The 24,463-nt window shown below is 73.8% G+C and carries 22 protein-coding genes and 2 tRNA genes; 6 read left to right on the forward strand and 18 right to left on the reverse strand.

Translation table 11 applies throughout. The annotated features are described in order from the left end of the window. Positions 1-111 precede the first annotated feature (111 nt). From GC722_RS16555 to GC722_RS16595, 9 genes are all read right to left on the reverse strand, one after another. Entirely contained in the window at positions 112-594 is a 483-nt protein-coding gene (locus GC722_RS16555; protein WP_156611867.1) for a phospholipase A2 family protein, read from the reverse strand. Further along, on the reverse strand, positions 591-1,745 hold the full coding sequence (gene proB / locus GC722_RS16560; RefSeq protein WP_156611868.1) for a glutamate 5-kinase: 1,155 nt from the start codon (positions 1,743-1,745) through the stop codon (positions 591-593). Before proB ends, GC722_RS16555 begins: the two co-directional genes overlap by 4 nt. Continuing rightward, the gene (gene obgE, locus GC722_RS16565) at positions 1,738-3,207 is read right to left on the reverse strand and encodes a GTPase ObgE (RefSeq protein WP_156611869.1); all 1,470 of its coding nucleotides are present in this window, start codon (positions 3,205-3,207) and stop codon (positions 1,738-1,740) included. The genes proB and obgE overlap by 8 nt, the downstream gene beginning before the upstream one ends. A 79-nt stretch (positions 3,208-3,286) precedes the next feature. Then, complete coding sequence (locus tag GC722_RS16570) at positions 3,287-4,441, reverse strand: ATP-binding protein (protein WP_156611870.1); 1,155 nt, start codon at positions 4,439-4,441, stop codon at positions 3,287-3,289. Between the two features lie 112 nt (positions 4,442-4,553). Further along, positions 4,554-4,823: a 50S ribosomal protein L27 gene (gene rpmA / locus GC722_RS16575; protein ID WP_156611871.1), complete on the reverse strand. Its 270-nt coding sequence runs from the start codon at positions 4,821-4,823 to the stop codon at positions 4,554-4,556. Between the two features lie 10 nt (positions 4,824-4,833). Further along, positions 4,834-5,142 (reverse strand): 50S ribosomal protein L21, encoded by a 309-nt coding sequence (gene rplU, locus GC722_RS16580; protein WP_331714984.1) that lies wholly within the window; start codon positions 5,140-5,142, stop codon positions 4,834-4,836. Positions 5,143-5,263: 121 nt separating this feature from the next. After that, on the reverse strand, positions 5,264-6,643 hold the full coding sequence (locus GC722_RS16585; protein ID WP_156611872.1) for a polysialyltransferase family glycosyltransferase: 1,380 nt from the start codon (positions 6,641-6,643) through the stop codon (positions 5,264-5,266). Beyond that, the gene (locus tag GC722_RS16590; protein ID WP_197430230.1) at positions 6,640-7,605 is read right to left on the reverse strand and encodes a glycosyltransferase family 2 protein; all 966 of its coding nucleotides are present in this window, start codon (positions 7,603-7,605) and stop codon (positions 6,640-6,642) included. The genes GC722_RS16585 and GC722_RS16590 overlap by 4 nt, the downstream gene beginning before the upstream one ends. A gap of 108 nt (positions 7,606-7,713) precedes the next feature. Then, positions 7,714-11,001: an Rne/Rng family ribonuclease gene (locus GC722_RS16595; RefSeq protein ID WP_197430231.1), complete on the reverse strand. Its 3,288-nt coding sequence runs from the start codon at positions 10,999-11,001 to the stop codon at positions 7,714-7,716. Between the two features lie 318 nt (positions 11,002-11,319). Here GC722_RS16595 and GC722_RS16600 point away from each other — a divergent pair, with 318 nt between their 5' ends. Continuing rightward, entirely contained in the window at positions 11,320-12,546 is a 1,227-nt protein-coding gene (locus tag GC722_RS16600; RefSeq protein WP_197430232.1) for an MFS transporter, read from the forward strand. Positions 12,547-12,564: 18 nt separating this feature from the next. On the opposite strand, the gene GC722_RS19410 is transcribed toward GC722_RS16600, so the two are convergent. The 4 genes from GC722_RS19410 to GC722_RS16620 all read right to left on the reverse strand — a co-directional run bounded on the left by GC722_RS19410 (position 12,565) and on the right by GC722_RS16620 (position 16,059). Beyond that, positions 12,565-13,698 (reverse strand): CPBP family intramembrane glutamic endopeptidase, encoded by a 1,134-nt coding sequence (locus GC722_RS19410; RefSeq protein WP_156611874.1) that lies wholly within the window; start codon positions 13,696-13,698, stop codon positions 12,565-12,567. Positions 13,699-13,765: 67 nt separating this feature from the next. Continuing rightward, complete coding sequence (gene ndk, locus GC722_RS16610) at positions 13,766-14,185, reverse strand: nucleoside-diphosphate kinase (RefSeq protein WP_156611875.1); 420 nt, start codon at positions 14,183-14,185, stop codon at positions 13,766-13,768. A gap of 45 nt (positions 14,186-14,230) precedes the next feature. Further along, the gene (locus GC722_RS16615; RefSeq protein ID WP_331714985.1) at positions 14,231-14,602 is read right to left on the reverse strand and encodes a DUF4233 domain-containing protein; all 372 of its coding nucleotides are present in this window, start codon (positions 14,600-14,602) and stop codon (positions 14,231-14,233) included. Continuing rightward, positions 14,599-16,059 (reverse strand): bifunctional folylpolyglutamate synthase/dihydrofolate synthase, encoded by a 1,461-nt coding sequence (locus GC722_RS16620; RefSeq protein ID WP_156611876.1) that lies wholly within the window; start codon positions 16,057-16,059, stop codon positions 14,599-14,601. Before GC722_RS16620 ends, GC722_RS16615 begins: the two co-directional genes overlap by 4 nt. A 137-nt stretch (positions 16,060-16,196) precedes the next feature. Here GC722_RS16620 and GC722_RS16625 point away from each other — a divergent pair, with 137 nt between their 5' ends. The 3 genes from GC722_RS16625 (at position 16,197) to GC722_RS16635 (ending at position 19,141) form a co-directional block, all read left to right on the forward strand. Then, the gene (locus GC722_RS16625; RefSeq protein WP_197430233.1) at positions 16,197-16,982 is read left to right on the forward strand and encodes a DsbA family protein; all 786 of its coding nucleotides are present in this window, start codon (positions 16,197-16,199) and stop codon (positions 16,980-16,982) included. 96 nt (positions 16,983-17,078) lie between these two features. Continuing rightward, entirely contained in the window at positions 17,079-18,617 is a 1,539-nt protein-coding gene (locus GC722_RS16630; protein WP_156611878.1) for an Ig-like domain-containing protein, read from the forward strand. Next, entirely contained in the window at positions 18,614-19,141 is a 528-nt protein-coding gene (locus GC722_RS16635; protein ID WP_331714986.1) for a GNAT family N-acetyltransferase, read from the forward strand. The genes GC722_RS16630 and GC722_RS16635 overlap by 4 nt, the downstream gene beginning before the upstream one ends. 48 nt (positions 19,142-19,189) lie before the next feature. Here GC722_RS16635 and clpX read toward each other — a convergent pair whose 3' ends face one another. The 4 genes from clpX to tig form a co-directional block, all read right to left on the reverse strand. Then, complete coding sequence (clpX, locus tag GC722_RS16640; protein WP_331714987.1) at positions 19,190-20,476, reverse strand: ATP-dependent Clp protease ATP-binding subunit ClpX; 1,287 nt, start codon at positions 20,474-20,476, stop codon at positions 19,190-19,192. A 92-nt stretch (positions 20,477-20,568) separates the two neighbouring features. Then, complete coding sequence (locus GC722_RS16645) at positions 20,569-21,225, reverse strand: ATP-dependent Clp protease proteolytic subunit (RefSeq protein ID WP_269449895.1); 657 nt, start codon at positions 21,223-21,225, stop codon at positions 20,569-20,571. Positions 21,226-21,239: 14 nt separating this feature from the next. Then, positions 21,240-21,806 (reverse strand): ClpP family protease, encoded by a 567-nt coding sequence (locus GC722_RS16650; protein WP_156612161.1) that lies wholly within the window; start codon positions 21,804-21,806, stop codon positions 21,240-21,242. Positions 21,807-22,030: 224 nt separating this feature from the next. Further along, positions 22,031-23,512, reverse strand: coding sequence for a trigger factor (gene tig / locus GC722_RS16655; RefSeq protein ID WP_331714988.1), 1,482 nt, complete (start codon positions 23,510-23,512; stop codon positions 22,031-22,033). A gap of 140 nt (positions 23,513-23,652) precedes the next feature. On the opposite strand from tig, the gene GC722_RS16660 reads away from it, so the two are divergent. Then, positions 23,653-23,725, forward strand: a tRNA-Pro gene (locus GC722_RS16660). Between the two features lie 125 nt (positions 23,726-23,850). Then, positions 23,851-23,924, forward strand: a tRNA-Gly gene (locus GC722_RS16665). A 20-nt stretch (positions 23,925-23,944) separates the two neighbouring features. Here the strand turns inward: GC722_RS16665 and GC722_RS19415 are convergent. Next, the gene (locus GC722_RS19415; protein WP_156611880.1) at positions 23,945-24,445 is read right to left on the reverse strand and encodes a PH domain-containing protein; all 501 of its coding nucleotides are present in this window, start codon (positions 24,443-24,445) and stop codon (positions 23,945-23,947) included. Positions 24,446-24,463 lie beyond the last annotated feature (18 nt).

A 24,463-nucleotide genomic window follows, 5' to 3' on the forward strand; every position in this document is an offset into this window, starting at 1 on the left:
ACCGAGATGTCAGCAGCCCTTCGGCGGACGTTCACCGCGCGGCCACCGCGGGTACCCGGGGACGTCCGGGCGCGGCTGGTCAGCCGGACCGGGCGGGGTCGGGGGCGGGTCTCAGGACTGCTCGGAGGGGATGCAGAGGCCGACGCTGAACACCGCCTTGATGGCGGCGGCCACGAACCGCTCGGCCGGGGTCATCTGGGAGGCGCTGGCGGTGATCTCGGCCACCAGCTGGGCGTCGCAGCCGCAGTCGAGGTAGCCCTGCGAGGCGTAGCAGCGGTCGTGGCGCATGCAGATGGCGTCGAGGGTGTCCACGGGCGTCCCGGAGCCGCCGTGGCCGGGACCGCACCAGCGTCCCCAGACCCGCAGGCCGAGGGCTCCGGCGGCCTCCGCCGGTCCGGGCCGGGCCCGCCCGTCCAGCCAGGCGTTGAACACCTCGCCGGCCCGCAGCACCTCCTCCGGCTCCCCCGCCGCCCGGGCGGCGTCGGGGTCGAAGCGGGCGGCCTCGGTGCCCGGGGCGCGGACGTGGCGCTCGACGCCGGCCGAGATCCCCAGCACCTCCTCGGCGGCGGGGTCGCGCGGCTCCTCGCCGGTCACCGGAGCACCACGAGCGCGTCGCGGTGCACCACCACCCGGGCGTACTCCGCGCCCAGCTCGGAGCCGAGCGTGCCGGTGCGCTGGCCGATCATGCCGGGGAGGTCGGCGGCGTCGTAGCTGACCAGACCGCGGGCGACGACCCGGCCGTCGACGTCGACCAGGTCCACCGGCTCGCCGGCGCTGAAGCTGCCCCGCACCCCGGTGATCCCGGCGGGCAGCAGGCTGGCCTTGCGCTCGGTGACCGCGCGGACCGCGCCGGCGTCGAGCACCAGGCTGCCCTGGGCGTCGGAGACGTGCGCCAGCCAGAGCAGCCGGGTGGGGCGGCGCTTGCCGGTGGCGGCGAAGGCCGTGCCGACGTCCCCGCCGGCCAGCGCCTGCGCCGCGCTGCCCGCGTCGGTGAGCAGCGTGGGGATGCCGGCCGAGGTGGCGATCCGGGCGGCCTCCAGCTTGGTGACCATGCCGCCGGTCCCCACCGCGGAGCCGCGGCGGGAGATGTCGACCCCGAGCAGCTCGTCCGCGTCGGCGACGTCGGCGATCCGGCGGGCCCCGGGGGTGTCGGGGTGGGCGGTGAACAGGGCGGGGACGTCGCTGAGCAGGACCAGCGCGTCGGCGTGCACCAGGTGCGCGACCAGGGCGGCCAGCCGGTCGTTGTCGCCGAAGCGGATCTCCTTGGTGGCCACCGTGTCGTTCTCGTTGACGATCGGCAGCACCCCGAGCTCGAGCAGCTTGGCCGCGGTGCGGTAGGCGTTGCGGTACTTGCTCTGCACGGTGACGTCCTCCACCGTGAGCAGCACCTGCCCGACGGTGATGCCGTGGCGGGCGAAGCGCTGCATGTACTGCTCGACGAGCAGCCCCTGGCCCACCGAGGCCGCCGCCTGCTGGGTGGCCAGGTCGCGGGGACGCCCGCGCAGCCCCAGCGGCGCCAGCCCGGCGGCGATCGCGCCGGAGGAGACCAGCACCACCTCCCGCCCGGCCAGCCGGACCGCGGCCAGGGCGTCCACCAGCGCCGCGACCCGCTGCGGGTCGAGCCCGCCCTGCGGGGTGGTCAGCGAGGAGGAGCCCACCTTCACCACCACCCGGCGGGCGGTGGCCACCTGCGCCCGGGTCGGGGACCCGCCGCTCCCCACCCCGGCGGAGGCCGCTTCACTCATCGTCGTCCTCTCCCCACTCGCCCTCGCCGTCGCGGCGGGCGTGGTAGGCCGCGTCCTTCTCCCGACGGCGCTGCGCCGCCGGGCGCTCGCTCTCCAGCCGCTGGTCCTCGCCGCGCCGGCTGAGGATCTCGGCGCCGACGTCGACCTGCGGGGCGAAGTCGAACACCACCGCGTCGTCGCCGCCGATGGCGACCGCGTCCCCGGCCCGCGCGCCGAGCTCCAGCAGCCGGTCCTCGATGCCGATCCGGTTGAGCCGGTCGGCCAGGTAGCCGACCGCCTCGGGGTTGCCGAAGTCGGTCTGGCGGACCCACCGCTCGGGCTTGTGGCCCCGCACCCGCCACAGCTCGCCGCCCTCGCCGTCGCCCTGGCGGACGACGGTGAACTCCGGACCGGTGCGCCGCGCCGGCTCGGGCCGGATGACGATGCGGGCGGGCTGGGCCGCGGGCTGGGCGGCGCGTCGGGCGCGGACGATCTCGGCCATCGCGAAGGTCAGCTCGGTCAGCCCCTGGCCGTCCTTGGTGGAGATGGTGAACACCGGCCAGCCGCGGGCGGCGACGTCGTCGCGGACCAGCTCGGCCAGCTCGGCGGCGTCCGGGACGTCGGCCTTGTTCAGCGCGACCAGCCGGGGCCGGTCCTCCAGCCCGCCGTGGCGCGCCAGCTCCTGCTCGATGACGTCGAGGTCGCTGACCGGGTCCCGGCCGGGCAGGTAGGTGGCGGTGTCCACGACGTGCACCAGGGCGGCGCAGCGCTCGATGTGGCGCAGGAAGTCGAAGCCGAGCCCGCGGCCCTCGCTGGCGCCCTCGATGAGCCCCGGGACGTCGGCCACGGTGAAGGTGGTGTCGCCGGCCACGACCACGCCGAGGTTCGGCACCAGGGTGGTGAACGGGTAGTCGGCGATCTTCGGCCGGGCCCGGGAGATGGCGGCCACCAGCGAGGACTTGCCCGCGCTGGGGAACCCGACCAGGCCGATGTCGGCCACCACCTTGAGCTCCAGGGTGATGGTGCGGGCCTCCCCCTCCTCGCCGAGCAGGGCGAAGCCGGGGGCCTTGCGCGAGGAGGAGGCCAGCGCGGCGTTGCCGAGCCCGCCGCGGCCGCCGCCGGCCACCACGACCTCGCTGCCGGCGCCGGTGAGGTCGGCCAGCACGGCCCCGGTGTCGGCGTCGCTGACCACGGTGCCGTCGGGGACGGCGAGCACGACGTCGTCGCCGCGGGCGCCGTTCTGGTGGTCGCCGCGGCCGGGCTGGCCGTTGGTGGCCCTGCGCACGGACTGGCGGTGGTACTCCACCAGGGTCGTCAGCCCGGGCTCCACCCGCAGCACCACGGACCCGCCGTCACCGCCGTTGCCGCCGTCGGGGCCGCCGAGCGGCTTGAACTTCTCGCGGTGCACCGAGGCGCACCCGTGGCCGCCGTTGCCGCCCTGCACGCGCAGGGTGACCCGGTCGACGAAGCTGGGGATGGCCATCAGGTTCTCCTGGTCTGGATCATGTGTGAAGTCTGTTCGTGTGCGGTCCGGTGGTGGGGCTCAGGGCGTCCGGTGCGGGTCAGGACGTCTCGTCCTCGTGGTGGTCGAGCACCCACTCCGCCATCCCGGTGCGGCCGAAGACGACCACCCCGCGTTCGGGCTTGAGCACGGTGCCCCGCTGGCGGAGCTCCTCGACGGCCCAGGAGATCTCGCTGCTGGAGGACCTACCCAGCGCCCGGGCGAGCTCACCCATCCGGGCCCGCCCGCCGGCGCGGGCCAGCGCCACCAGGGCGGAGCGGCCGAGCGGCGGGGCGGCGCTCCAGGCGCCCTCGTAGTAGGCCTCGATCTGCGGCCGGGCCGCCGCCGCGCCCTCGGCCACCACCTCGGTGTCGATCCGGTCGCCCCGGCGGAGCTCCCAGATGGCCTGGCCGTACTCCTGGATGAAGGCCGGGTAGCCGCCGGTCAGGGCGACCGCCCGGGCCAGCGCGTCGGCCTCCCACCGCCCGCCGGCGTGCTGGACGGGCAGCAGCAGGGCGTCGCGGGTGCTGGCCTCGTCGAGGTAGCCCAGCGTGATGGTGCGGTAGACCCGCTCGGCGTGGCTGGAGGAACGGGCCACCTTCTCGGCGGTGTCGGTGGGCAGCCCGGCGAAGCAGAGCAGCAGCGGCGGCTTGTCGCCGTCCCGCTCCCCGATCAGCGAGGCCAGCTCGGACAGGTTCACCAGGCTGGCGCGGTCGGCGTACTGGGTCTCGTCGACCAGCAGCGCGAGACCGGTGCCGCCGCGGCTGCGGACCTCCTCGGTGGCGTCCACCAGCCGTTGCATGAAGGCGGTGTCCGTCAGCGGGTCGCCGGGGCCGAGCTCGCGCTCGACCTCCAGCCCGCCGACGGGGGTGCTCACCGCGGCCCGCACCAGCCGGCCGTGCTCGGCCGAGAGGTCGCGGTGCTGCAGGGCGGCGTCGAGGGCGTGGCGGACCCGCTCCATCAGCGTCTCGCGTCCGGTGGTCTGGCAGCGGACCCGGACGGCCAGGCAGCCCTGCGTCAGGGCGTCCTCGGCCAGCTGCTTGAGCAGCGAGGTCTTGCCCACCCCGCGCACGCCCTGCACCACGAGGTGGCGGGCGCTCGTCTGGCCGAAGACGGCGAGGTCGGTGAGCATCCGCTCCCAGGTGCGCAGCTCCGCGTCACGGCCCTCGAGCCGGAACGGGCTGGTCCCCGCGCCGGGGAAGAAGGGGCCGCGCATGCGCCGACCCTACCTCAACCTCCCAAAACGGCCACGGTTTTAGGTCTTTGGGGTCGGCGGGACGCACAACAGCCCCGTCCCGGGCGGGACGGGGCTGTGGTGGACGTCGAGGTCAGCTCGCGGCGACCGACTCCGTCTGCAGGATGTTGACGACGCGGCGACCGCGGCGGGTGCCGAACTCCACGACGCCCTCGCGCAGCGCGAACAGGGTGTCGTCGCCACCACGGCCGACGTTGTCGCCGGGGTGGAAGTGGGTGCCACGCTGGCGGACGATGATCTCGCCGGCGTTGACCTGCTGGCCGCCGAACCGCTTCACGCCGAGGCGCTGGGAGTTCGAGTCACGACCGTTGCGGGTGGACGATGCGCCCTTCTTGTGTGCCATCTGGCTCTCCTCAGCTCTCGATCCCGGTGACCTTGACCTGGGTGTGGCGCTGGCGGTGGCCCTGGCGCTTGCGGTACCCGGTCTTGTTCTTGTACTTGAGGATCCGGATCTTCGGACCCTTGGTCTCGGCCAGCACCTCGGCCCGCACCGAGGCGCCGTCGAGCGCGGCCCGGTCGGAGGTGACGGACTCGCCGTCGACCAGGAGCAGCGGCTGCAGCGCCACCTCGGAGCCGACCTCGGCGGCCACCTTGTCGATCTCGAGGACGTCGCCGACGGCCACCTTGTGCTGCCGCCCGCCACTGCGCACGATCGCGTACACGCCTGACCTTCTCTCTTCGGTGTCTCTGTGTGGTGCGACCTCGGATCTCACCGCACCGCCCGTGCAGGACGGGGGAGGAGAGCGCACCGAGGAGCAACAGTACGTGCTGGCCCCAGGAGGGTCAAACCCGCGCGAGCCGCCTGCGCACGCGCCGGGCGCCCTGGTGCAGCCGGGGCCAGCGGCGCGCCACGGCCCGCCGCAGCGCCCGCACCCGGGGGTGCCCCGCACCGGCGGGCGCGCCGGGCAGGCCGAGGGACAGCAGCCGCCGCCGCTTGAAGTAGCGCATCTGCTCGGTGCCGACCGCCGCCGCCAGGTAGGCCTCGGCCTCGGCACGGCGTCCGGCGAGGTTCTGCGACTGCATGCAGTAGGCCACGGCAACCAGCAGCGGCTGCAGCTGCTGCGCCAGCGGCAGGTCCGCCGGCGCGTCGTCGGGTGCGGGCAGGCCCTGGCCGTAGCGGGCGTCGACCAGGGTCAGCGGCACCCGGTTGCTGTTCTGGTAGGGCGTCAGCCGGTCCAGCAGCAGCTCGGTCCCGACGGCGCGCACCTGCAGCCCGAAGACGGCGTCGGCGGTGGCCAGCCCGGTGGAGAAGGCGCTCACCACCAGCGCCGGCCGCAGCACCGGGAAGAGCAGCTCGGCCTGCACCGGTGAGTCCAGCACGAGGAGCCGCAGCCCCAGCTCCCGGGCGTGGGCGGCCAGCGCCTCGGCCTGCGCCGGTCCTGCGGCCGGGTGCGGCTTGAACAGGCAGTGGGTGACGCCCTGGCGGCCCGCCTCGGCCACCATCTCCCGGTGCAGAGCGGCCTCCTCCTCCAGGTCGAGCAGACCCAGCCGGGACAGGTACTGCCCCAGCAGCAGGGCCACCCGCGGCGCGGGGTGGCCTGCGACGAACCGCTGCACCGTCGCCACCTCGGCGGCGGTCTCGGCCGGGTCGCGCTCGGCCACCACGGCGGCGAGCCGGGCGGGGTCGAGCGGCAGCAGCCGGGGCGAGCACTCGGCCAGCATCAGCGGCCGCAGCCCCGGCACGAGGTCCAGGTGCAGCACCGTGTCCACGCGCTGCTGCAGCGCCAGCGGGAGCACGGTGCGGGTGGGCCCGTAGGCCATCAGGCCGTCGGCGTGGGCGTTGAGCACCGCGTCGAAGAAGATGCGCGCCAGCGCCGTCCCGGGGTTGACCTGGATCGCGTCCAGCCAGAGGGTGATGCGCTCCTCCCCCAGCCCCCAGTGGCTGCGCAGCAGCGCCTCCCAGGTGCTGAGCTCCTCCTGCCGGGGCGAGAACTGCACCGGCCGGCGCGGCAGCAGCAGCGCCCCGAGGTCGACCACCCGGTCGAAGCGCTCGACCAGCCGGTCGAAGCCGGCGACCTCGCCCAGCGGGGTGGTCAGCTCGGGCAGCTGGGACCCGTCGGCCAGCACGAGCACGGTCTCGCCGCCCTCGAACACGCCGGCGTCGGCCGCGGCGGCCAGGCACAGCAGCTGGTAGGAGGTCGAGGCGACGACGAGGTGCTTCATGCCGCCCGGCCCCTGCGACGCAGCACCGGGGTGAGCAGCCGCTCGCGCTGGTGGCCCAGCTGCACCACCGTCTCCTCCAGCAGGTCGCCGGGGACGGTCTCGAGCAGGGCCGCCGCCCGCTCCCGCAGCTCGCGGCGCAGCGGCCGGGCCATCTGCGCCGAGCGTCCGAGCTGGTGGGCGAGCACGGCCAGCAGCTGACGCACCAGCTTGGGCAGGAAGCGGTCCTGCTCGGGGTCCTCGGCCAGCAGCGCGAAGCAGGAGGCGTAGCTGGTCAGGAAGTCCAGCTGGCGGCGGTCGAGCACCTGGGTGAGCGAGGTGGTCACCCCCCGTCGGTACATCACCCCGGGGGTGTTCACCACCGCGTAGCTCTGGGTCCGCAGGTGCAGCCGCCACACCCAGGGGCGGTCCTCGGCGGTGTGCAGGCCGTCGTCGAAGGCGAGCAGCCCCTGCTCGTGCAGCCGGCGCCGGTACAGCCCGGCCCAGGCGTAGGGGTAGTCGACCATGGTGGAGTCGGTGGTGGGCAGGATCGACTCCCGCGGGTTGAGCGGCACGCCGCGGCGCGCCTGCGGGGCCCGCACCTGCTCGCGACGCCCCTCGGTGACGCGGACGTGGTCGAAGCGCACGAAGTCGACGTCGAGCGTCTCCAGCGCCGCCACCGCCCGGGCGAGGTGGCCGCGGGCCAGCCAGTCGTCGCCGTCGAGGAAGCCCAGCACGGAGCCGGTGGCCAGCTCCAGCCCCTGGTTGCGCGCGCTCGCCAGCCCCACGGGGGACTCGTTGCGGTGCAGCACCAGCCCCGGCAGCCGGTCGGCGAAACCGGCCACCACCTCGGAGGTCGCGTCGGTGGAGCCGTCGTCGACGACCACCACCTGCAGCTCGCCCTGAGGCAGCTGGCCCACCAGGCTGGTGAGCGTGTCCCCCACCCAGGCAGCCACGTCCTTGCCGGGGATGATGAGGCTCAGCACGCGCCGGAGGCTAGGGAGGCCACACGTCCGGACGGTGAACGCCAGGCGTGCACCAGGTGACGGCGCCCCTCTCCCACCGCGGCACGGTCCCTCACCGCGGCACGTCCGTCACCGCGGCGTGCGGGCCTCCTCGGCCTCGTCCTGCTCCTGCACGGGGGCTGACGGCTCCTCCGGCTGCGCCGGCGGGGCGGGCTCGACCGGCTGCTGCTGCAGCGGCGCGGTCTCCACCGCCTGGTCCTCCACCGGCGCGGACTCGACGCCCTGCTCGTCGGCGGGTGCCTGCTCGGCCGGCTCGGCCGCCTGCTCGTCGGCGGGTGCGGGCTCGGCCGGGACGGGCAGCTCGACCGGCTGCTGCTCGACCGGTGCCTGCTCGGCGGGTGCCTGCTCGACCGGCTGCTGCTCGGCGGACTGCTCGGCGGCGGCCGGCTGGTCGGCCGCCTCGCCCGGGCCCGCGTCGTCGCCCTTGGCCAGCATGGCCGCGATGACGTCCTGGGGACCGCCGTGCCGCTTGACCGGCTCCTCCGGCTCGCGGGCCGCCTCCTTGGCACCCTCCTTGCGGCCGGCGTTGCGACCGCCGCCGCCCTTGTTGCGGGCGCTGCGGCCGCGGCGGCCCTGGCGCTCGCCGCCGTCGGCCTGGCTCTGGGTGTCGACCGGCATGTCGTGCACGTGGTAGCCGAGGCCGTCGCAGTGCTCGCAGGTCTCGGTGAAGGCCTCCGCCAGCCCGGTGCCGATCTTCTTGCGCGTCATCTGCACCAGACCCAGGCTGGTCACCTCGGCGACCTGGTGGCGGGTGCGGTCGCGGCCCAGGCACTCCACCAGCCGGCGCAGCAGCAGCTCGCGGTTGCTGGGCAGCACCATGTCGATGAAGTCGATGACGATGATGCCGCCGATGTCGCGCAGCCGGAGCTGGCGGACGATCTCCTCCGCGGCCTCCAGGTTGTTGCTGGTGACCGTGGTCTCGAGGTTGCCGCCGGAGCCGGTGAACTTGCCGGTGTTGACGTCGATCACCGTCATGGCCTCGGTGCGGTCGATGATGAGCGAGCCGCCGGAGGGCAGGAAGACCTTGCGGTCCAGCGCCTTGGCGATCTGCTCGTCGAGGCGGTGGGCGGCGAAGACGTCGCCGTTGGCCTCGCGGTCCCAGCGCTCCAGCCGGTCGGCCAGGTGCGGGGCGACGTGGCTGACGTAGCTCTGCACCGTCTCGAAGGCGTCGCCGCCGAGGCCGTTGCCGTCCACCACCAGCCGCTGGAAGTCCTCGGTGAAGAGGTCGCGCACGATCCGCAGCGTCAGGTCGGGCTCGGCGTGCAGCAGCTGCGGGGCGGAGCCGGACTTGATCTTCTTCTCGATCGCCTCCCACTGCGCCTTGAGCCGGTTGACGTCGCGGACCAGCTCCTCCTCGCTGGCGCCCTCGGCGGCCGTCCGCACGATCACGCTCGCCTCGTCGGGGACGAGGTCGGAGAGGATGGTCTTGAGACGCTTGCGCTCGTTCTCGGGCAGCTTGCGCGAGATGCCGGACAGGTGGCCACCGGGCGAGTAGACGATGTAGCGGCCCGGGATGGAGACGTGGTTGGTGAGCCGCGCGCCCTTGGCCCCGACCGGGTCCTTGGTGACCTGCACCAGCACGGTCTGGCCGGACTTCAGCACCTTCTCGATCTGGCGGCCCTGCTTGTCGGCGCCGTGGGCGTCCCAGTCCACCTCGCCGGCGTAGAGCACGGCGTTGCGGCCCCGGCCGATGTCGACGAAGGCGGCCTCCATCGACGGCAGCACGTTCTGCACCCGGCCCAGGTAGACGTTGCCGATCAGGGAGGTGGCGGACTCGCGGTCGACGTAGTGCTCGACCAGGATGCCGTCCTCCAGCACCGCCAGCTGCGACAGGTCGTCGCGCTGGCGGATGATCATGGTCCGCTCGACGGCCTCGCGGCGGGCCAGGAACTCCGCCTCGCTGAGGATCGGGGTGCGGCGACGGCTGTTCTGGCGCCCCTCGCGCCGGCGCTGGCGCTTGGCCTCCAGCCGGGTGGAGCCGTCGATGCCGGTGATCTGGTCGCTGGCCTTCTCGCGGCTGCTGCGCCGGGGTTCGCGGACGCGGACCACGGTGTCGCTGGGGTCGTCCTCGGAGACCGAGGTCTCCTCGCCGCGACGACGGCGGCGGCGCCGGCGGCGGCGCGTGCCGGACTCGGAGCCGTTCTGCTCGTCCTCGGCGGAGGCGGCGTCCTCGTCCTCGCCGTCCTGGCCCTGCTCCGGCTCGCCCTCGGCGCCCGCGGCGTCCTCGGTCTCGGCGGTGCCGTCGGAGTCGTCCTCGCCGTTGTCGTCGGCACCGCCGCCGCGACGACGACGCCGGCCGCCGCGACGGCGGCGGCGCCGGCTGCTGCTGCGGCCGCCGTTGTCGCCGTCCTCGGAGTCCTCGTCCTGCTCGTCCTCGGAGTCCTCGGAGTCCTCGGTCTGCTCGGCCGCGGCCGGCTCCTCGGTGGCGTCGTCGGTGGTGTCGTCGTCGCCGGGGGCCACGTCGGACTCGTCCTCCGAGGCGCGCGGCTCGGCGGACTCCTCCTCGGTCGTGAGCTCGTCCTCGGGGTCCTGCTCGGCGTCCTCGGGGGCCGAGCGGGTGGTGGCGGCGGCCTGGTCGAAGACGGCGCGGACCGCGGCGCTGATGTCGTCCCCGGACTGCGCGCTGGGGGTCTCCTGGGGGACGTCGAAGGGCGCGGCCACGGTGCCGGTCGGGCGCGAGCGGCGGCCGCGACGACGGCTGCCCGCCGCCAGCTCCGGCTCGGCCGCGACGGCGTCGGTCGGGGCCTGCCCCGTCGCAACCTGCTCCGTCCCAGCCTGCTCGGTCGCAGCCTGCTCGGTCGGGGCCTGCTCGGCCGCGGCGGCCTCCGGGTTGCCGACGACCTGGGTGGTCTCGGGCGTCAGCGGGGCGGTCTCCTGCGGGGAGGGCTCGGGCTTCGCGGCGGCGCGCTTGCGGGTGCCGCGGCGCCGGGGCGGCACGACCTCCTCGACGACCAGCGGCGCGTCGGCGCCGAGCTGGGTCTCGGGGTCGGGGGTGGTGGGGGCGCTCTCGGGCGCGGGGGTCTCGGCGGCGGGGGTCTCGGCGGCGGGACGACCGGCGGGGCGGCTGGCGGCGCGGCGGCGACGGGCCGGCTTCGCCGGGGCCTCCGCGGCGGGCTCGGCGGCTGCCGGCGCTGCTTCGGCGGGTGCAGGTTCGGCCGGCGCTGCCTCGACGGGTGCCGGCTCGGCCGGCGCGGCCTCGGCGGGTGCCGGCTCGGCAGGCGCGGCCTCGGCCGCCTGGGCGGCGGCCCCCTCGGGCGGTCCCGCGGGGCGGCTGGCGCTGCGGCGGCGTCGTGCGGGCCTGGCCGGCGCGGCCGCCTGCTCCTCGGCGGGGGTGGATGTGGGCTCGTGATCGGACATCCGGACTCCTTGCTCGGACCACCGCGAGGCGGTCCGCGTACGCTGCACCGGGACCGCGGCCCTCGGCGCAGAAAAGCTGTTCGGCGTGTGGCGTCGCGCCGCCCGGTGACCCTCCCGCGGTCGTCCTCGCAAGTGGCGAGCTGGCGTCGCGGTGGGGGTCTGCGACCGCCACGAGCTGTCACCTCGCGGCGCGGCGGAGAACCACGGGGGCACCGGCGGTGCCCCGACCCGGTCGCCATCTTTGCACACCGTTCCAGCCGCGGACGCATCGACACAGGTCGCCGGGACGCCGGTCGGCAGCGCCTAGGCTGGCCTCCCGTGCCCGTCCCTGCACGCCCGCCGCTGTCCGAGCGGCCCTGGCTGATCCTGCTCGCGCTGGTGGTGCTGGCCCTGAACCTTCGGGCCACCGCGGTGTCGGTGGGACCCCTGCTGACCACCCTGCAGGACGCCCTGGGACTCGACGGCAGCCAGGCCGGGCTGCTGACCGCGCTGCCTGGGCTCTGCTTCGCGGTGTTCGGGCTGGTGGCCCCGTGGCTGGCTGCCCGGCTGGGGCTGCACCGCACCGTGGTGGGCGCACTGGTGGCCGTGGGGGCGGGTCAGCTCGTCCGCGTGACGGTGGACACCCCGACCCCCTTCCTGGCCGCCTCGGCCCTGTCGCTGGCGGGGATGGCGGTGTCGAACGTGCTGCTGCCGTCCCTGGTGAAGTGGCACTTCCCGCGCCGGATCGGGGTGGTGACGGCGGTGTACGCCACCGCCCTGGTGACCGGGCTGACGCTGGCCAGCATCGCGTCGGTGCCGGCGGCGCAGCTGCTCGGCGGCTGGCGTCCGGGGCTGGCCGTGTGGTCCCTGCTGGCGGTGCTGGCGCTGCCGCCGTGGCTGGCCCTGCTGGGTCACGACCGGCGCGGCCCGAGCGAGCCGGTCCTCGTGGACGTCCGGGCGGCACCGGTCGGGCTGGCGCAGGTGGCGCGGACCCGCAAGGGCTGGCTGATGGGCACCTTCTTCGGGGTGCAGTCCATGCTGTCGTACTCGCTGTTCGGCTGGCTGGCCGCCATCTACACCGGCGCCGGGTTCAGCGAGGTGACCAGCGGGCTGCTGCTGGGGATCTGCACCGGCGTGGCCATCCCCTTCTCCTTCCTGCTGCCCGCCTGGACCGCCCGCCACCCCAGCCCCTACTCGGCGATGCTGCTGGTGGTGGGCTGCGCCGTGGCCGGCCTGGTGGGGCTGCTGGTGGCTCCCGCCACCGTGCCGTGGCTGTGGGCGGTGCTGCTGGCCGTGGGCACCTCGGCCTTCCCGATCTTCCTGGCCCTGGTCGGGCTGCGCACCGAGACCCCCGCGGGCACGGCGTCGCTGTCGGCCTTCAGCCAGGGCGTCGGCTACCTGATCTCGGCCACCGGACCGCTGGCCATCGGCTTCCTCCACGAGCACAGCGCCGGCTGGACGCTGCCGGTGCTGGCCATGCTGGCCATGGTCGTCCCGCTGACGGTGCTCGGGCTGCTGGTCTGCCGTCCCGGGACGTTGGAGGCCGAGCTCCGCGCGCGTGACTGAGCCCGGGACGGGGCCGGTTCAGCCCTGCGGCAGCACCGGCGGGGTGGGCTCGGGCCGGGTCGCCGGCGCACCGGGTGCCGTCACCCGGCGCATGCGCGAGCGGGCGAAGAGCCGGTCGAGCACCAGCGAGACCGCCACCGCCACCACCAGCGGCAGCAGCACCAGCGGGGAGCCGGCCCCCACCGCGCGGTCGAAGACGCTGTCCATCTGCCCGGCCAGCACGGTGGCCACCAGGGAGATCAGGTTGTTGACCACGTGGAAGGTGATCGCCGCCTCCAGCCCCCCGGTGCGCCAGGTGAGCAGCGAGGCCACCAGCGCGAACCCGAAGTAGTAGACGTTGAGCCACGGGTCCTCGGCGGCGTGCAGCAGCATGAACACCACCGACGCGACCAGGGTGCCGACCGCCAGCGCGAGCCGGGGGTCGCGGAAGTAGGCGGCGGTGGCCCGGGTCAGCGTCCCCCGCAGCCCGTACTCCTCACCGGCGGCCTGGAACGGCGTGGTCAGCAGGATGACGGTGAGCCAGAGCGCCACCTGGCTGCCGGCGTACTGGAACCCGGTGAGGGCGAGCTCGATGCCGACGTAGATCAGCCAGACCGGGAGGATGATCGCGGTGCACAGCCACACCCAGCGCCAGCGCAGGCCACCCTCCACCGAGGACAGCCAGCGCGGACGCTGCCGGTAGACCAGCCACTGGCCCAGCATCGAGATCGGGATCAGCGCGGCCAGGGTGAGGTTGTTGGCCAGGAAGAAGGTCGGGGTGGAGGGGATGGCGCCCGAGACGAGCTCCTCGGCGGTGGCCTGGCCGAGCGCGAGGTCGACGACGCCGGCGACCGTCACCAGCACGACGGAGATGGCGATCCACGCGGCTCCGACCAGCGCCACCAGGGCGAGCGGCTTCCACCAGCGGTGGGCGGGCGTCCGGTAGAAGTGGTGGTAGGCCCGCAACTCCACCGGCAGCGGCTCCGGCTTGGGCTGGGGCGTCCACTGGGGCGGGTTCTGCTGCGGCCAGGGCGCGGGCGCTCCCGGCTGGGGCTGCTGGCCCCACTGGGGCTGCTGGCCCGGCTGGGTCTGCTGTCCCCACTGCTGCGGGCCCTGCTGCTGGGCCGGCTGCCCCCACGGCTGCTGTCCGGACGGTGGGACGGCGCCGGGCACCGGGGGCTGTGGCGTGCCGCCGTTCCCCTGGGCAGGCGGGCCGGGAGGAGGCGGCGTGCTCATCGGCTCAGGCCCCCAGCTCGGGGAACCAGAGGGCGATCTCGCGGGCCGCGGACTCGGCCGAGTCCGAGCCGTGCACCAGGTTCTCTCGGTTCGACAGCGACAGGTCGCCGCGGATGGTGCCCGGGGCCGCCTTGCGGCCGTCGGTCGCCCCGTTCATCAGCCGGACCGTCTCGACGACCTCGTCGCCGGCGAGCACCAGGGCCACCGAGGGTCCCGAGGTGATGAAGGTCCGCAGCGGCGGGTAGAAGTCGCGCTCGACGTGCTCGGCGTAGTGCTGGTCGGCCAGCTCCGGGGTGACCTGCACCTGCTTGAGGGCGACGATCCGCAGGCCCTTGCGCTCGAAGCGGCTGAGCACCTCACCGACCAGACCGCGCCGGACGGCGTCGGGCTTGATCAGGACGAAGGTGCGCGGCAGTTCAGTCATGTGCGGCACCCTATCGGGGTCCCGGCCGAGCTCCGGGACGCCCGGTCAGGCGCCCGCGCGGCCGTCGGCCTGCGCGTCGAGGCGCCGGCCCAGCACGAAGGTGGCCACCCACAGCAGGGCGAAGAGCCCGCCCATGATGAACATCGCCGGGGTGAGCAGCCCCATGGCGAGCCCGACCAGCTGGCACAGCCACCCCAGCCACTGGCCGAGCGGGCGCCGCATGGTGCCCGCGGAGACGACGGCCAGCAGTGCGGCCGCGGCGCAGACGGGGACCGCCACCTGCACGGGGACCGAGGAGACCTGCAGCATGACGAAGACGGCCAGCCCGAACACGACCACCTCGAAGGCGACGACCGCGACCAGCACCTTGGTCATCGGGTTGCCGGGCGCGAGCAGCAGCGGGGCGGGCGCGCTCACCAGCCGAACCCGTCGGGGCCGGGCTGCGGGTCGTCGTCGGGGTGCGGGCGCCGCTCCCCCACCTCCAGCACCGGCTCGGCGGGCGCCGGACGGTCGTCCTCGGGGCGCACGAGCAGGGTGCGCGCCTCGCCGACGGCGATCACCGACCCGGTGACCACCACCCCGGGCACGGCCGCCCCCTCGGACTCGGCCAGCGCGACGGCGCGCTCGATGGCGTCGTCCATCCGCGCCACGACGTGGACCCGCTCGCGTCCCAGCACCCCGGCGGCGACCTCGCCGAGCTCCTCGGCGGGCATCCCGCGGCTGGTCGAGGCGACCTGGGTGACGACCACCTGGTCCACCAGCTCGGCCCAGGCCTCGAGGATGCCGGCCACGTCCTTGTCCCCCATCACCGCCAGCACGGCCACCAGCGGGGAGAAGTCGAAGGCCTCCCGGACGGCGGCGGCGGTGGCGCGGGCGCCGTGCGGGTTGTGGGCGGCGTCGAGCACGATGGTCGGCGAGCGGCGCACCACCTCCATCCGGCCCGGCAGCCGGACGGCGTCGAAGCCCTCCTGGATGACGGCGGGGTCGAGCCCCTTCATGCCCTGGAAGGCCTCGACCGCGGCGACCGCCAGGGCGGCGTTCTGCGCCAGGTGGGCACCGAAGGCGGGCAGGTGCAGGTCGGGCACCGGCCCCTCGGCGGCGTTGATGCGCAGCACCTGGCCGCCGACGCCGGGGACCCGCTCCAGCAGCCCGAAGTCGACGCCCTCGCGCTGCACCAGGGCGCCGACCTCCACGGCCCGCTCCAGCAGCACGGTGGCGGCCTCGACGGGCTGCCCGGCCAGCACGGCGATGGCACCCGGCTTGATGATGCCGGCCTTCTCGGCGGCGATCTCGGCCACGGTGGAGCCCAGCAGGTGGGTGTGGTCCAGGTCGATGGGCGTGATCACCGCCACCGCCGCGTCGGCGACGTTCGTGGCGTCCCAGGTGCCGCCCAGGCCCACCTCGAGCACCACCACGTCGACGGGGGCGTCGGCGAAGGCGGCGAAGGCCATCGCGGTGATGATCTCGAAGAAGGTCATCGAGACCCCGTCGAGCTGGCGGTCGTCGACCATGGCCACGAAGGGCTCGATCTCGCGCCACACCTCGTCGAAGCGCTCGTCGCTGATCGGCTCGCCGTCGATGCTGATCCGCTCGTTGACGCGGCTCAGGTGGGGGCTGGAGAACCGGCCGGTGCGCAGCCCCTGGGCCCGCAGCAGCGACTCGACCACGATGGCGGTGCTGCCCTTGCCGTTGGTGCCCGTCAGCTGGATGACCGGGGCGGCCCGGTGCGGGTCGCCGAGCAGCCCCATCAGGGCCGAGATGCGCGACAGGGAGGGCGCGACCCGCTGCTCGGGCCAGCGCGACATCAGCCGGCTGACGATCTCGTCGTGGGTGGCGGACGCGGGCGTCGGGGACGCGGGAGGGTTCTCGGCCATGGCGCAGCCCACTCTAGTGAAGGAACTCCGCCCGGAAGCCCATCGTTGAAGGAGCAACTATGCTGCTGCCCGACCGACGGGCACCCCCCACCCGAGACCGCACGTTCCCGCGGTCCCGACCACGAGGAGACACGGGTATGACGAAGCGGACGCAGGTACCCAAGGCCGGAGGCCGGCGGGAGCAGCTGCGCCAGCAGGCGGCCGCCGCGGCGGCGAGGCGCCGTCGCAACCGGATCCTGGTGACCGCGGTCAGCATCGTCGTGGCCGCCGTGCTGGTGGTGGGGGTCGTCGTGCTGGTGCAGGGTCTGCGGGGACGCGCCAGCGAGGTCGCCGGCGTGGTGCCGCCCAACGCCAACGCCGAGCGCTCCGGGATCGTGGTGAACCCGGGTGTCGCGGCCGAGGGGGCCCCGGTCTTCGCGCTGTACCAGGACTACCAGTGCCCGGCCTGCAAGAGCTTCGAGGACAACTTCGGGCCCACGGTGGCCCAGATGGCCGAGGCCGGCGAGATCCAGCTCGAGTACCGCACCATGACCTTCCTCGACACCAACCTGCGCAACGACGCCTCCTTCCGCGCCGGGGTGGCCGCCGCCTGCGCCGACGTGGCCGGGCACTACTCGGCGTACCACGACGTGGTCTACGCCAACCAGCCCGCCCAGGAGGGCACCGGCTACAGCGACCACCAGCTGCTCACCGAGTTCCCCGAGCAGGCCGGCATCACCGGTGACGCGCTCAGCACCTTCAAGGCCTGCTACCGCGGCGAGGACACCGCCTCCTTCGTCCGCGGCACCGACGCCGCCGCTGGTGGGGCCGGGGTCACCGGCACGCCCACCATCACCGTCGACGGCCAGCGGCTCGAGCTGAGCCAGCTCAGCAGCCCCGAGCAGCTGCCGGCGCTGGTGCAGCAGCTCGCCGCCGCCAGCTGATCTGGGGACCGAAGCCCGCAGCGTCGCGTCGTTGGGTGCGGCGGGAGCCGTGGATAGGATCGGGCTCAGCAGTCCCCGTCCCCCGGAGCTCCAGCCATGTCCTCAGCCAGGACGCCCGTCGCCCGGCACCGTGCCCGCCGCGTCGGCGTGCTCTCGGCGCTCGCGCTGGTGCTGGGATGGGGTGCCGTGGGCAGCGCCAGCGGTGACGACCGGGTCCCGGTCACGGCCGAGGCCGTCGCCTACGTCGACGCGGCCACCGGGGCCGAGATCCAGCGGGCGCAGCTGGACCGTCCCTTCTTCGTGCGCTACGCCCTGGCCAACGAGAACCACTTCCCCGTCGTGGTCACCTCCGTGGCCGGCGACTTCGGCAACCCGGCGGCCTGCCCGGTGGCCCAGACGGGCCGCGAGGACCGGGGCCAGCTCCCGCTCGTCGTGCCCGGCGGCACCCGGGCCCAGCAGGGCGACGACGTGGTGACCTGGCGCCGCTCGGCCGACTGCCAGGGCACGCTGCAGTGGCGGGCCACCGGCGTCACGGCCGAGCGGGTGCCCAGCACCACCGACGTCACCGCCGCCGACCACCGTCTCGGCGAGCGGTCGCGGCTCTCGGCCACCGTCCGCAGCGCCTGGGACGAGTTCCCCGGCCAGGTCGAGTTCCGGGTGGACGGCCGCTTGGTCGGCACCGCCGGGGTCCGCGACGGCGGCGTGGCTGCTCTGGAGCTGGGGGCCGGTCGGATCGCAGCCGGCGGCCACACCGTGGAGGCCGAGTACGTTCCCGGCACCGGCGGGCCCGCCGGCTCCGCCTCGCAGCGCTCGACCTTCACGGTCACCGCGGTCGAGCAGCGCTCCACCACCCGGGCCAGCGCCAGCAGCCAGCGCTACGACCTGCCCGGGACCTTCCGGGCCGAGATCCGTCCCCGCGACGCCGAGGGCGAGGTGCAGTTCAGCGTCGACGGTGCCGAGTTCGGCGACCCCGTCACGCTCCGCGGCGGCCAGGCCGTGCTGGAGACCGCGCCGGGCCAGCTCCCCGTCGGCGAGCACCGGCTGCACGCCCGCTTCCGCTCCAGCCAGGAGTCGGTGGCGGGGTCGAGCTCGACCGACGCCGTCTTCGCCGTGGGCCAGGTGCCGGCGAGCATCGAGGCCGAGCTGGGTCCGGCGCAGGCCGCCCCGGGAGCCGGCGTCACGGTCAGCGGCCGGGTCAGCCTGGGCGGCGGCAGCTACCGGCTGCCGCAGGACAGCCGGGTCGACGTGCTGGATGCCCGCGGCACCCGCCTCGCGGTCGCCGACCCCCACGAGGATGGCGGGTTCCGCACCAGCGTGACGCTCCCCCGAGACGCCGAGGGCAGCTACCTGCTCTTCGTCAGCTACCCCGGCAGCAGCACGTTCAGCGGCGCCATCACGGACCGTTCGGTGGAGGTGGTCGTGCCGCCCAGCCCCTCCCCCAGCCTCCCGCCCTCGCCCCGCCCGCGTGAGCGCGAGGTGAACACCCAGCCCGCCCCGGCCACGCCCGCCGGCCCGGTGCGCACGGCCACCGGCGAGACGCTGCTGCCGGACGCACCCTCGTGGGGACCGCTGGCGCTGGGCCTGGGGCTGGTGCTGCTCGGTGCGGCGGTCGCGGTCAGGCAGGCTGTGCGGTGAGCCCGGTGACCGTGCGGTCGGCCGGCGGCTCGGACGTCGAGGCCATCACCGCGATCTACAACGACGCCGTCGAGCACTCCACCGCCAGCTGGGACCTGGAGCCGGTGACGCCCGCCTCGCGCGCCGCCTGGCTGGCCGAGAAGCAGGACGGGGGCTGGCCGGTGCTGGTCGCCGAGGTGGACGGGGAGGTCGTCGGCTGGAGCTCGATGGGCCCGTTCCGGCCGAAGGACGGGTACCGCCACACCGTCGAGCACAGCGTCTACGTGGCCGACGGCCAGCGCGGCCGCGGGGTCGGCCGCGCCCTGCTCGAGCCGCTGATCGAGGAGTGCCGCCGGCGAGGCGTGCACGCCATGGTGGGCGGTCTGGACGCCAGCAACGCGGGCAGCCTGGCCTTCCACCGCCGGCTCGGCTTCGTCGAGGTGGGGCGGCTGCCGCAGGTGGGCCGCAAGTTCGACCGCTGGCTGGACCTGGTGTTCACCGTCCTGCTGCTGGACGGCGACACCGAGACCGAGCCGACCGGCTGACCCGCAGGACGCCGCCGCGCGGCCGGGCCCCGTGCGGGGCCGGTCGGCTCAGGCGCTCTTCTCGCGCTTGGCCAGCTCGCTGCGGGTGACCAGCGTCGGCTCGGCGCCGTCGGTGACCGCGGCGGCGGTGATGACCACCTGGGCGACCTCGCTGTTGCTGGGCACCTCGTACATGACGTTGAGCAGCGTCTCCTCGAGGATGGCCCGCAGCCCGCGGGCGCCCGTGCCGCGCTCCAGCGCCAGCTCGGCCACCGCGTCGATGGCCTCGGGGGTGAACTCGAGGTCGACCCCGTCGAGCTCGAAGAGCTTGCGGAACTGCTTGATCAGCGCGTTGCGCGGCTCGGTGAGGATCCGGATCAGCGCCTCGCGGTCGAGCGGGCTCACCGAGGCGATCATCGGCAGCCGGCCGATGAACTCGGGGATCAGGCCGTACTTGTGCAGGTCCTCGGGGCGCACCGCGGAGTAGGGGTCGACGTCGCGGGGGGCGCGGGCGGCGTCGTCGTTGTTGAAGCCGAGCGGGCGCTTGCCGATCCGACCGTTGATGATCTGCTCCAGGCCGGCGAAGGCGCCGCCGACGATGAACAGCACGTTGGTGGTGTCGATCTGGATGAAGTCCTGGTGGGGGTGCTTGCGCCCGCCCTGCGGGGGCACCGAGGCGGTGGTGCCCTCCAGGATCTTCAGCAGCGCCTGCTGCACGCCCTCGCCCGAGACGTCACGGGTGATCGACGGGTTCTCGCTCTTGCGGGCCACCTTGTCGATCTCGTCGATGTAGATGATGCCCGTCTCGGCCTTCTTGACGTCGAAGTCGGCGGCCTGGATGAGCTTGAGCAGGATGTTCTCGACGTCCTCGCCGACGTAACCGGCCTCGGTCAGCGCGGTGGCGTCGGCCATCGCGAAGGGGACGTTGAGCATCTTGGCCAGGGTCTGGGCCAGGTAGGTCTTGCCGCAGCCGGTGGGACCGATCAGCAGGATGTTCGACTTGCTGAGCTCCACGCCCTCGTCGTTGCCGGCGGCGCGCCGCGGCGGGGTGGTCGACTGGGCCTGCACCCGCTTGTAGTGGTTGTACACCGCGACCGCGAGCGCCTTCTTGGCGCTGTCCTGGCCGATCACGTAGGCGTTGAGGAAGTCGCGGATCGCCTCGGGCTTGGGGAGCTCCTCGAGCAGGCCGGCGTCACCGCCCTCGGCGAACTCCTCCTCGATGATCTCGTTGCACAGGTCGATGCACTCGTCGCAGATGTAGACGCCGGGACCGGCGATCAGCTTCTTGACCTGCTTCTGGCTCTTCCCGCAGAAGGAGCACTTGAGCAGGTCCCCGCTCTCTCCGATGCGTGCCACGACGTCCCTCCCGTGCGATGGTCCCCCACCCTAACCCGGGGCCCGTCCGCAACCAGCGCGTTTCGGACCCCGGGTTCGGGAGGAGGGGTGGATCAGTTCTCGAGGTCCTTCATCGACGTCAGGATGTCGTCGATGATCCCGTACTCCTTGGCCTCTTCGGCGGTCAGGAACTTGTCGCGCTCGATGTCGCGGGTGATCTGCTCGATCGGCTGACCGGTGTCACGGGCCAGCATGCCCTCCATCTGCGAGCGGATGCGCAGGATCTCGCGGGCCTGGATCTCCAGGTCCGAGGACTGGCCGTAGCTGCCCTCGGTGGCCGGCTGGTGGATCAGGATCCGGCTGTTGGGCAGCGCCAGCCGCTGACCCTTGGCGCCGGCGGCGAGGAGCACGGCGGCGGCGGAGGCGGCCTGGCCGAGGCACACGGTCTGCACCGGCGGCTTGATGTACTGCATCGTGTCGTAGATGGCCGTCAGCGCGGTGAAGGAGCCACCCGGGGAGTTGATGTACATCTGGATCTGCCGGTCGGCGTCCATCGACTGCAGGCACAGCAGCTGGGCCATCACCGCGTTCGCGACGTCGTCCATGATCGGCGTGCCGAGGAAGATGATGCGGTCCTCGAACAGCTTCGTGTACGGGTCGACCCGGCGGATGCCGTAGGAGGTGCGCTCCTCCCACTGCGGGATGTAGTAGTTCATGCTCGGCGAGAGCGCCGGCGCGGCGGCGGTCGGGTTCACGGTCTCGTTCCTCATGACGTCGGGGGTCCTCACTGGTTCGGGCCCTCGGAGCGGACCTGGGCGGCGCGCTCGTAGACCTGGTCGATGAACCCGTACTCCAGGGCCTGCTCCGCGGTGAACCAGCGGTCGCGGTCGGAGTCGGCCTCGATCTGCTCCACCGTCTGACCGGTGTGCTCGGCGATGAGGCGAGCCATCACGTTCTTGATGTGCAGCGACTGCTCGGCCTGGATCCGGATGTCGGAGGCGGTGCCGCCCAGACCGCCGGACGGCTGGTGCATCATGATGCGGCTGTGCGGGAGCGCGAAGCGCTTGCCGCGGGTGCCGGCGCTGAGCAGGAACTGCCCCATCGAGGCCGCCAGGCCCATGGCCACGGTGGCGACGTCGTTGGAGATCCACTGCATGGTGTCGAAGATGGCCATGCCGGAGTCGACCGAGCCACCGGGGGAGTTGATGTAGAGCCAGATGTCCTTGTGCGGGTCCTCCGCGTTCAGCAGGAGCATCTGCGCGCAGATGGCGTTGGCGTTCTCGTCGCGGACCTCGGAGCCCAGGAAGATGATCCGGTTGGCCAGCAGCGACTGGTAGACGTTGTCGGTCATGCCGAAGTTGGCGCCACTCCCGCCAGCGGCACGGATGGTGTCGTGCAGTCTCTCGTTCACGGGTGCGACGCTACCGTCCGGGGCGGACAGACCGGAGCAGCCGGGACCGCTGTTCGCTCACGGCGCACCAGCCCCGCCTCCTGGGTGCGGACGCCGCCCCAGCAGCCGACGAGGGGTGGCCGGATCGCTCCGGCCACCCCTCGGGGAGTGCTGTCCTGCGCCGCTCAGCGGCTCTCGGTCTCCGCCGGCGAGGCGGGCGAGGCCGGGGAGTCGGGGCTGTCGGGCGAGTCCGGGGAGTCGGGCGAGTCCGGGGAGTCGGGCGAGTCCGGGGACTCCACCGACGCCGCCTCGGCCGACGGGTCGCGCAGCGAGCCGTCCTCGGCCAGGTTCACCAGGTCGACGGGGTCGCCGTTGCTGTCGGTGACCGTGGCCTGCTGCACGACCAGCGCCAGCGCCTTGCCGCGACGGATCTCGGTCATCCACTCCGGCAGGTGGTTGTGCTCCATCATGTGCTGCATCTCCTGCTCCGGAGACGAGCCGCTCTGCTGGGCACGGCGGAAGATGTGCTGGGTCAGGTCGTCCTGCTCGACGCCGATCTCGTGGTCGTCGGCGACCTTGTCCAGCAGCAGCTGGGCCTTGAGCGCCTGGGTGGCGCGCTGCTCGACCTCGGCCCAGAACTCCTCGGGGGTCTCGGCCTCCTCCGACTCCTCGGACTCGGCCAGGTACTGCTCGAGCGTCATGCCGGCCTGGTTGAGCTGGTTCTGGATCTGCTGCTTGCGGGCTTCGAGCTCACCGGTGCGCAGCCCCTCGGGCAGCGCGATGTCGATCTCGGCCACCAGCGCCTCGAGCACGGCGTCGCGGGCCTTGGCGGCCTGCTCCTGGCGGGCCATGTTGGCCAGCCGCCCGACCACGTCGGCGCGGAGCTCGTCGGCGGTGTCGAACTCCGACACCATCTGGGCGAAGTCGTCGTCCAGCTCGGGCAGCTCCTGCTCCTGGACCTTGACCACGGTGACGTGGACGTCGGCCTCGGTGCCGCGGGCGGGCCCGCCGACCAGCGTGGAGGTGAAGTCCTTCGACTCCCCCGCCGACATGCCGGTGAGGGCCTCGTCCAGACCGTCGAGCATGCCGCCGGCGCCGATCTTGTAGCTGACGCCCTCGGCCTGGGCGTCCTGCAGCGGCTCGCCGTCGCGGGTGGCGGTCAGGTCGATGCTCACCACGTCGCCCTCGGCAGCCGGGCGGTCGACGTCGGTCAGGGTGCCGAAGCGCTCCCGCAGGCTCTGCAGCTGCCGCTCGACCAGCTCCTCGGAGACCTCGACCGCGTCGACCTCGACCGCGACGGTGGAGAAGTCGGGCAGGTCGAACTGCGGGCGGACGTCCACCTCGGCGGTGAACTCGATGACGTCGCCGTCCTCGAGCTTGGTCACCTCGACCTCGGGCTGGCCGAGGGGGGTGATCTCGGTCTCCTGGACCGCCTTGCTGTACAGACCCGGCAGGGCGTCGTTGATGGCCTCCTGCAGCACCATGCCGCGGCCGAAGCGCTGGTCGATGACCATCGCCGGGACCTTGCCCTTGCGGAACCCGGGGATGGTGACCTGGTCGGCGATCGACTTGTAGGCCTTGTCCAGGCTCGGCTTCAGCTCGGCAAAGGGGACCTCGACGGTGAGCTTGACCCGGTTGGGGCTCAGCTCCTCAACAGTGCTGGGCACAGCAGAACTCCTCGTTATCGGTGTGCGGGCACGCCGGAGCGCACACCGCTGGTGCCCGGCCAGCGTACTGCCGGGTCCGGAGCGCGGCCAATCCGCGCGGAGCCCCGTGGGCTAGACTGCAGCCCGTTCCCTCGCGGAATCGGGGCGTGGCGTAGTGGCTAGCGCGCCTGCTTTGGGAGCAGGAGACCGCAGGTTCGAGTCCTGTCGCCCCGACCCACACGTCTCTGGGTCTGGCACGCTTCCTGGGTCTGGCACGGCTTCCCGGTCTGGCATGCCTCCCGGTCTTGGCACGCAGGCGCCCGCGTCGTCTAGAGTGACGTGCGCTGCTCCGGCAGCACGCGGGTGTAGCTCAATGGTAGAGCCCCAGTCTTCCAAACTGGCTACGCGGGTTCGATTCCCGTCACCCGCTCCAGAGCCTCACGTCCCAGTGCCTCACGTCGGCCGGCCCAGCGCCTCCGCGTGACGGTGCCGCAGGTAGTCCAGGGTAGCCCCCTTGAGGCTGGGCAGCGCCGCGTGACCCTGGAACCGGTAGACGTCGCGCCGGAGGAGGCGCCCCGAGCGACGCACGGCGCCCGGTGCCGTGACGAGCAGCCCCCGTCCGCTCCCGCTGAGGTCGAGGTCGGTGACGTCGCTCCAGCGCACCTCGGTCCAGCGACCCAGGGCGTCCCTCATCCGCAGCCCCTCGTCGTCGGCGACCAGACAGGGTGCCCGCTCCAGCAGCAGCTGGCCGAGGTAGACCACCGACGACGCGAGCATGCCGACTCCCAGGACCTGCTCGAGGACCCCGTCGGGGCGGCTGAGCCACAGAGCCGCCTGCAGCAGGAAGAGGACCGCCAGGGCGGCCACCAGCCAGCGCGGCGTCCGCCTGCCCTCCACCGACGCCGTCTCGCCGTGCTCGCCCGTGGTCAGGTGCACGTCGTGCGGTGGTTCCACGTCGACCCCCTCGTCCAC

The sequence above is a fragment of the Auraticoccus cholistanensis genome (assembly GCF_009742705.1).
Taxonomy (GTDB): Bacteria; Actinomycetota; Actinomycetes; order Propionibacteriales; family Propionibacteriaceae; genus Auraticoccus; species Auraticoccus cholistanensis.

Coding starts and splice junctions, on each gene's coding strand:
- GC722_RS16650 (WP_156612161.1), bottom strand. CDS start 21,806: ATGACCGACAACGTCTACCAGTCGCTGCTGGCCAACCGGATCATCTTC.
- GC722_RS16570 (WP_156611870.1), bottom strand. CDS start 4,441: ATGCGCGGCCCCTTCTTCCCCGGCGCGGGGACCAGCCCGTTCCGGCTC.
- GC722_RS16645 (WP_269449895.1), bottom strand. CDS start 21,225: ATGAGGAACGAGACCGTGAACCCGACCGCCGCCGCGCCGGCGCTCTCG.
- ndk (WP_156611875.1), bottom strand. CDS start 14,185: ATGACTGAACTGCCGCGCACCTTCGTCCTGATCAAGCCCGACGCCGTC.
- obgE (WP_156611869.1), bottom strand. CDS start 3,207: ATGGCCATCCCCAGCTTCGTCGACCGGGTCACCCTGCGCGTGCAGGGC.
- rpmA (WP_156611871.1), bottom strand. CDS start 4,823: ATGGCACACAAGAAGGGCGCATCGTCCACCCGCAACGGTCGTGACTCG.
- GC722_RS16595 (WP_197430231.1), bottom strand. CDS start 11,001: ATGTCCGATCACGAGCCCACATCCACCCCCGCCGAGGAGCAGGCGGCC.
- proB (WP_156611868.1), bottom strand. CDS start 1,745: ATGAGTGAAGCGGCCTCCGCCGGGGTGGGGAGCGGCGGGTCCCCGACC.
- GC722_RS16620 (WP_156611876.1), bottom strand. CDS start 16,059: ATGGCCGAGAACCCTCCCGCGTCCCCGACGCCCGCGTCCGCCACCCAC.
- GC722_RS16630 (WP_156611878.1), top strand. CDS start 17,079: ATGTCCTCAGCCAGGACGCCCGTCGCCCGGCACCGTGCCCGCCGCGTC.
- GC722_RS16625 (WP_197430233.1), top strand. CDS start 16,197: ATGACGAAGCGGACGCAGGTACCCAAGGCCGGAGGCCGGCGGGAGCAG.
- GC722_RS16585 (WP_156611872.1), bottom strand. CDS start 6,643: ATGAAGCACCTCGTCGTCGCCTCGACCTCCTACCAGCTGCTGTGCCTG.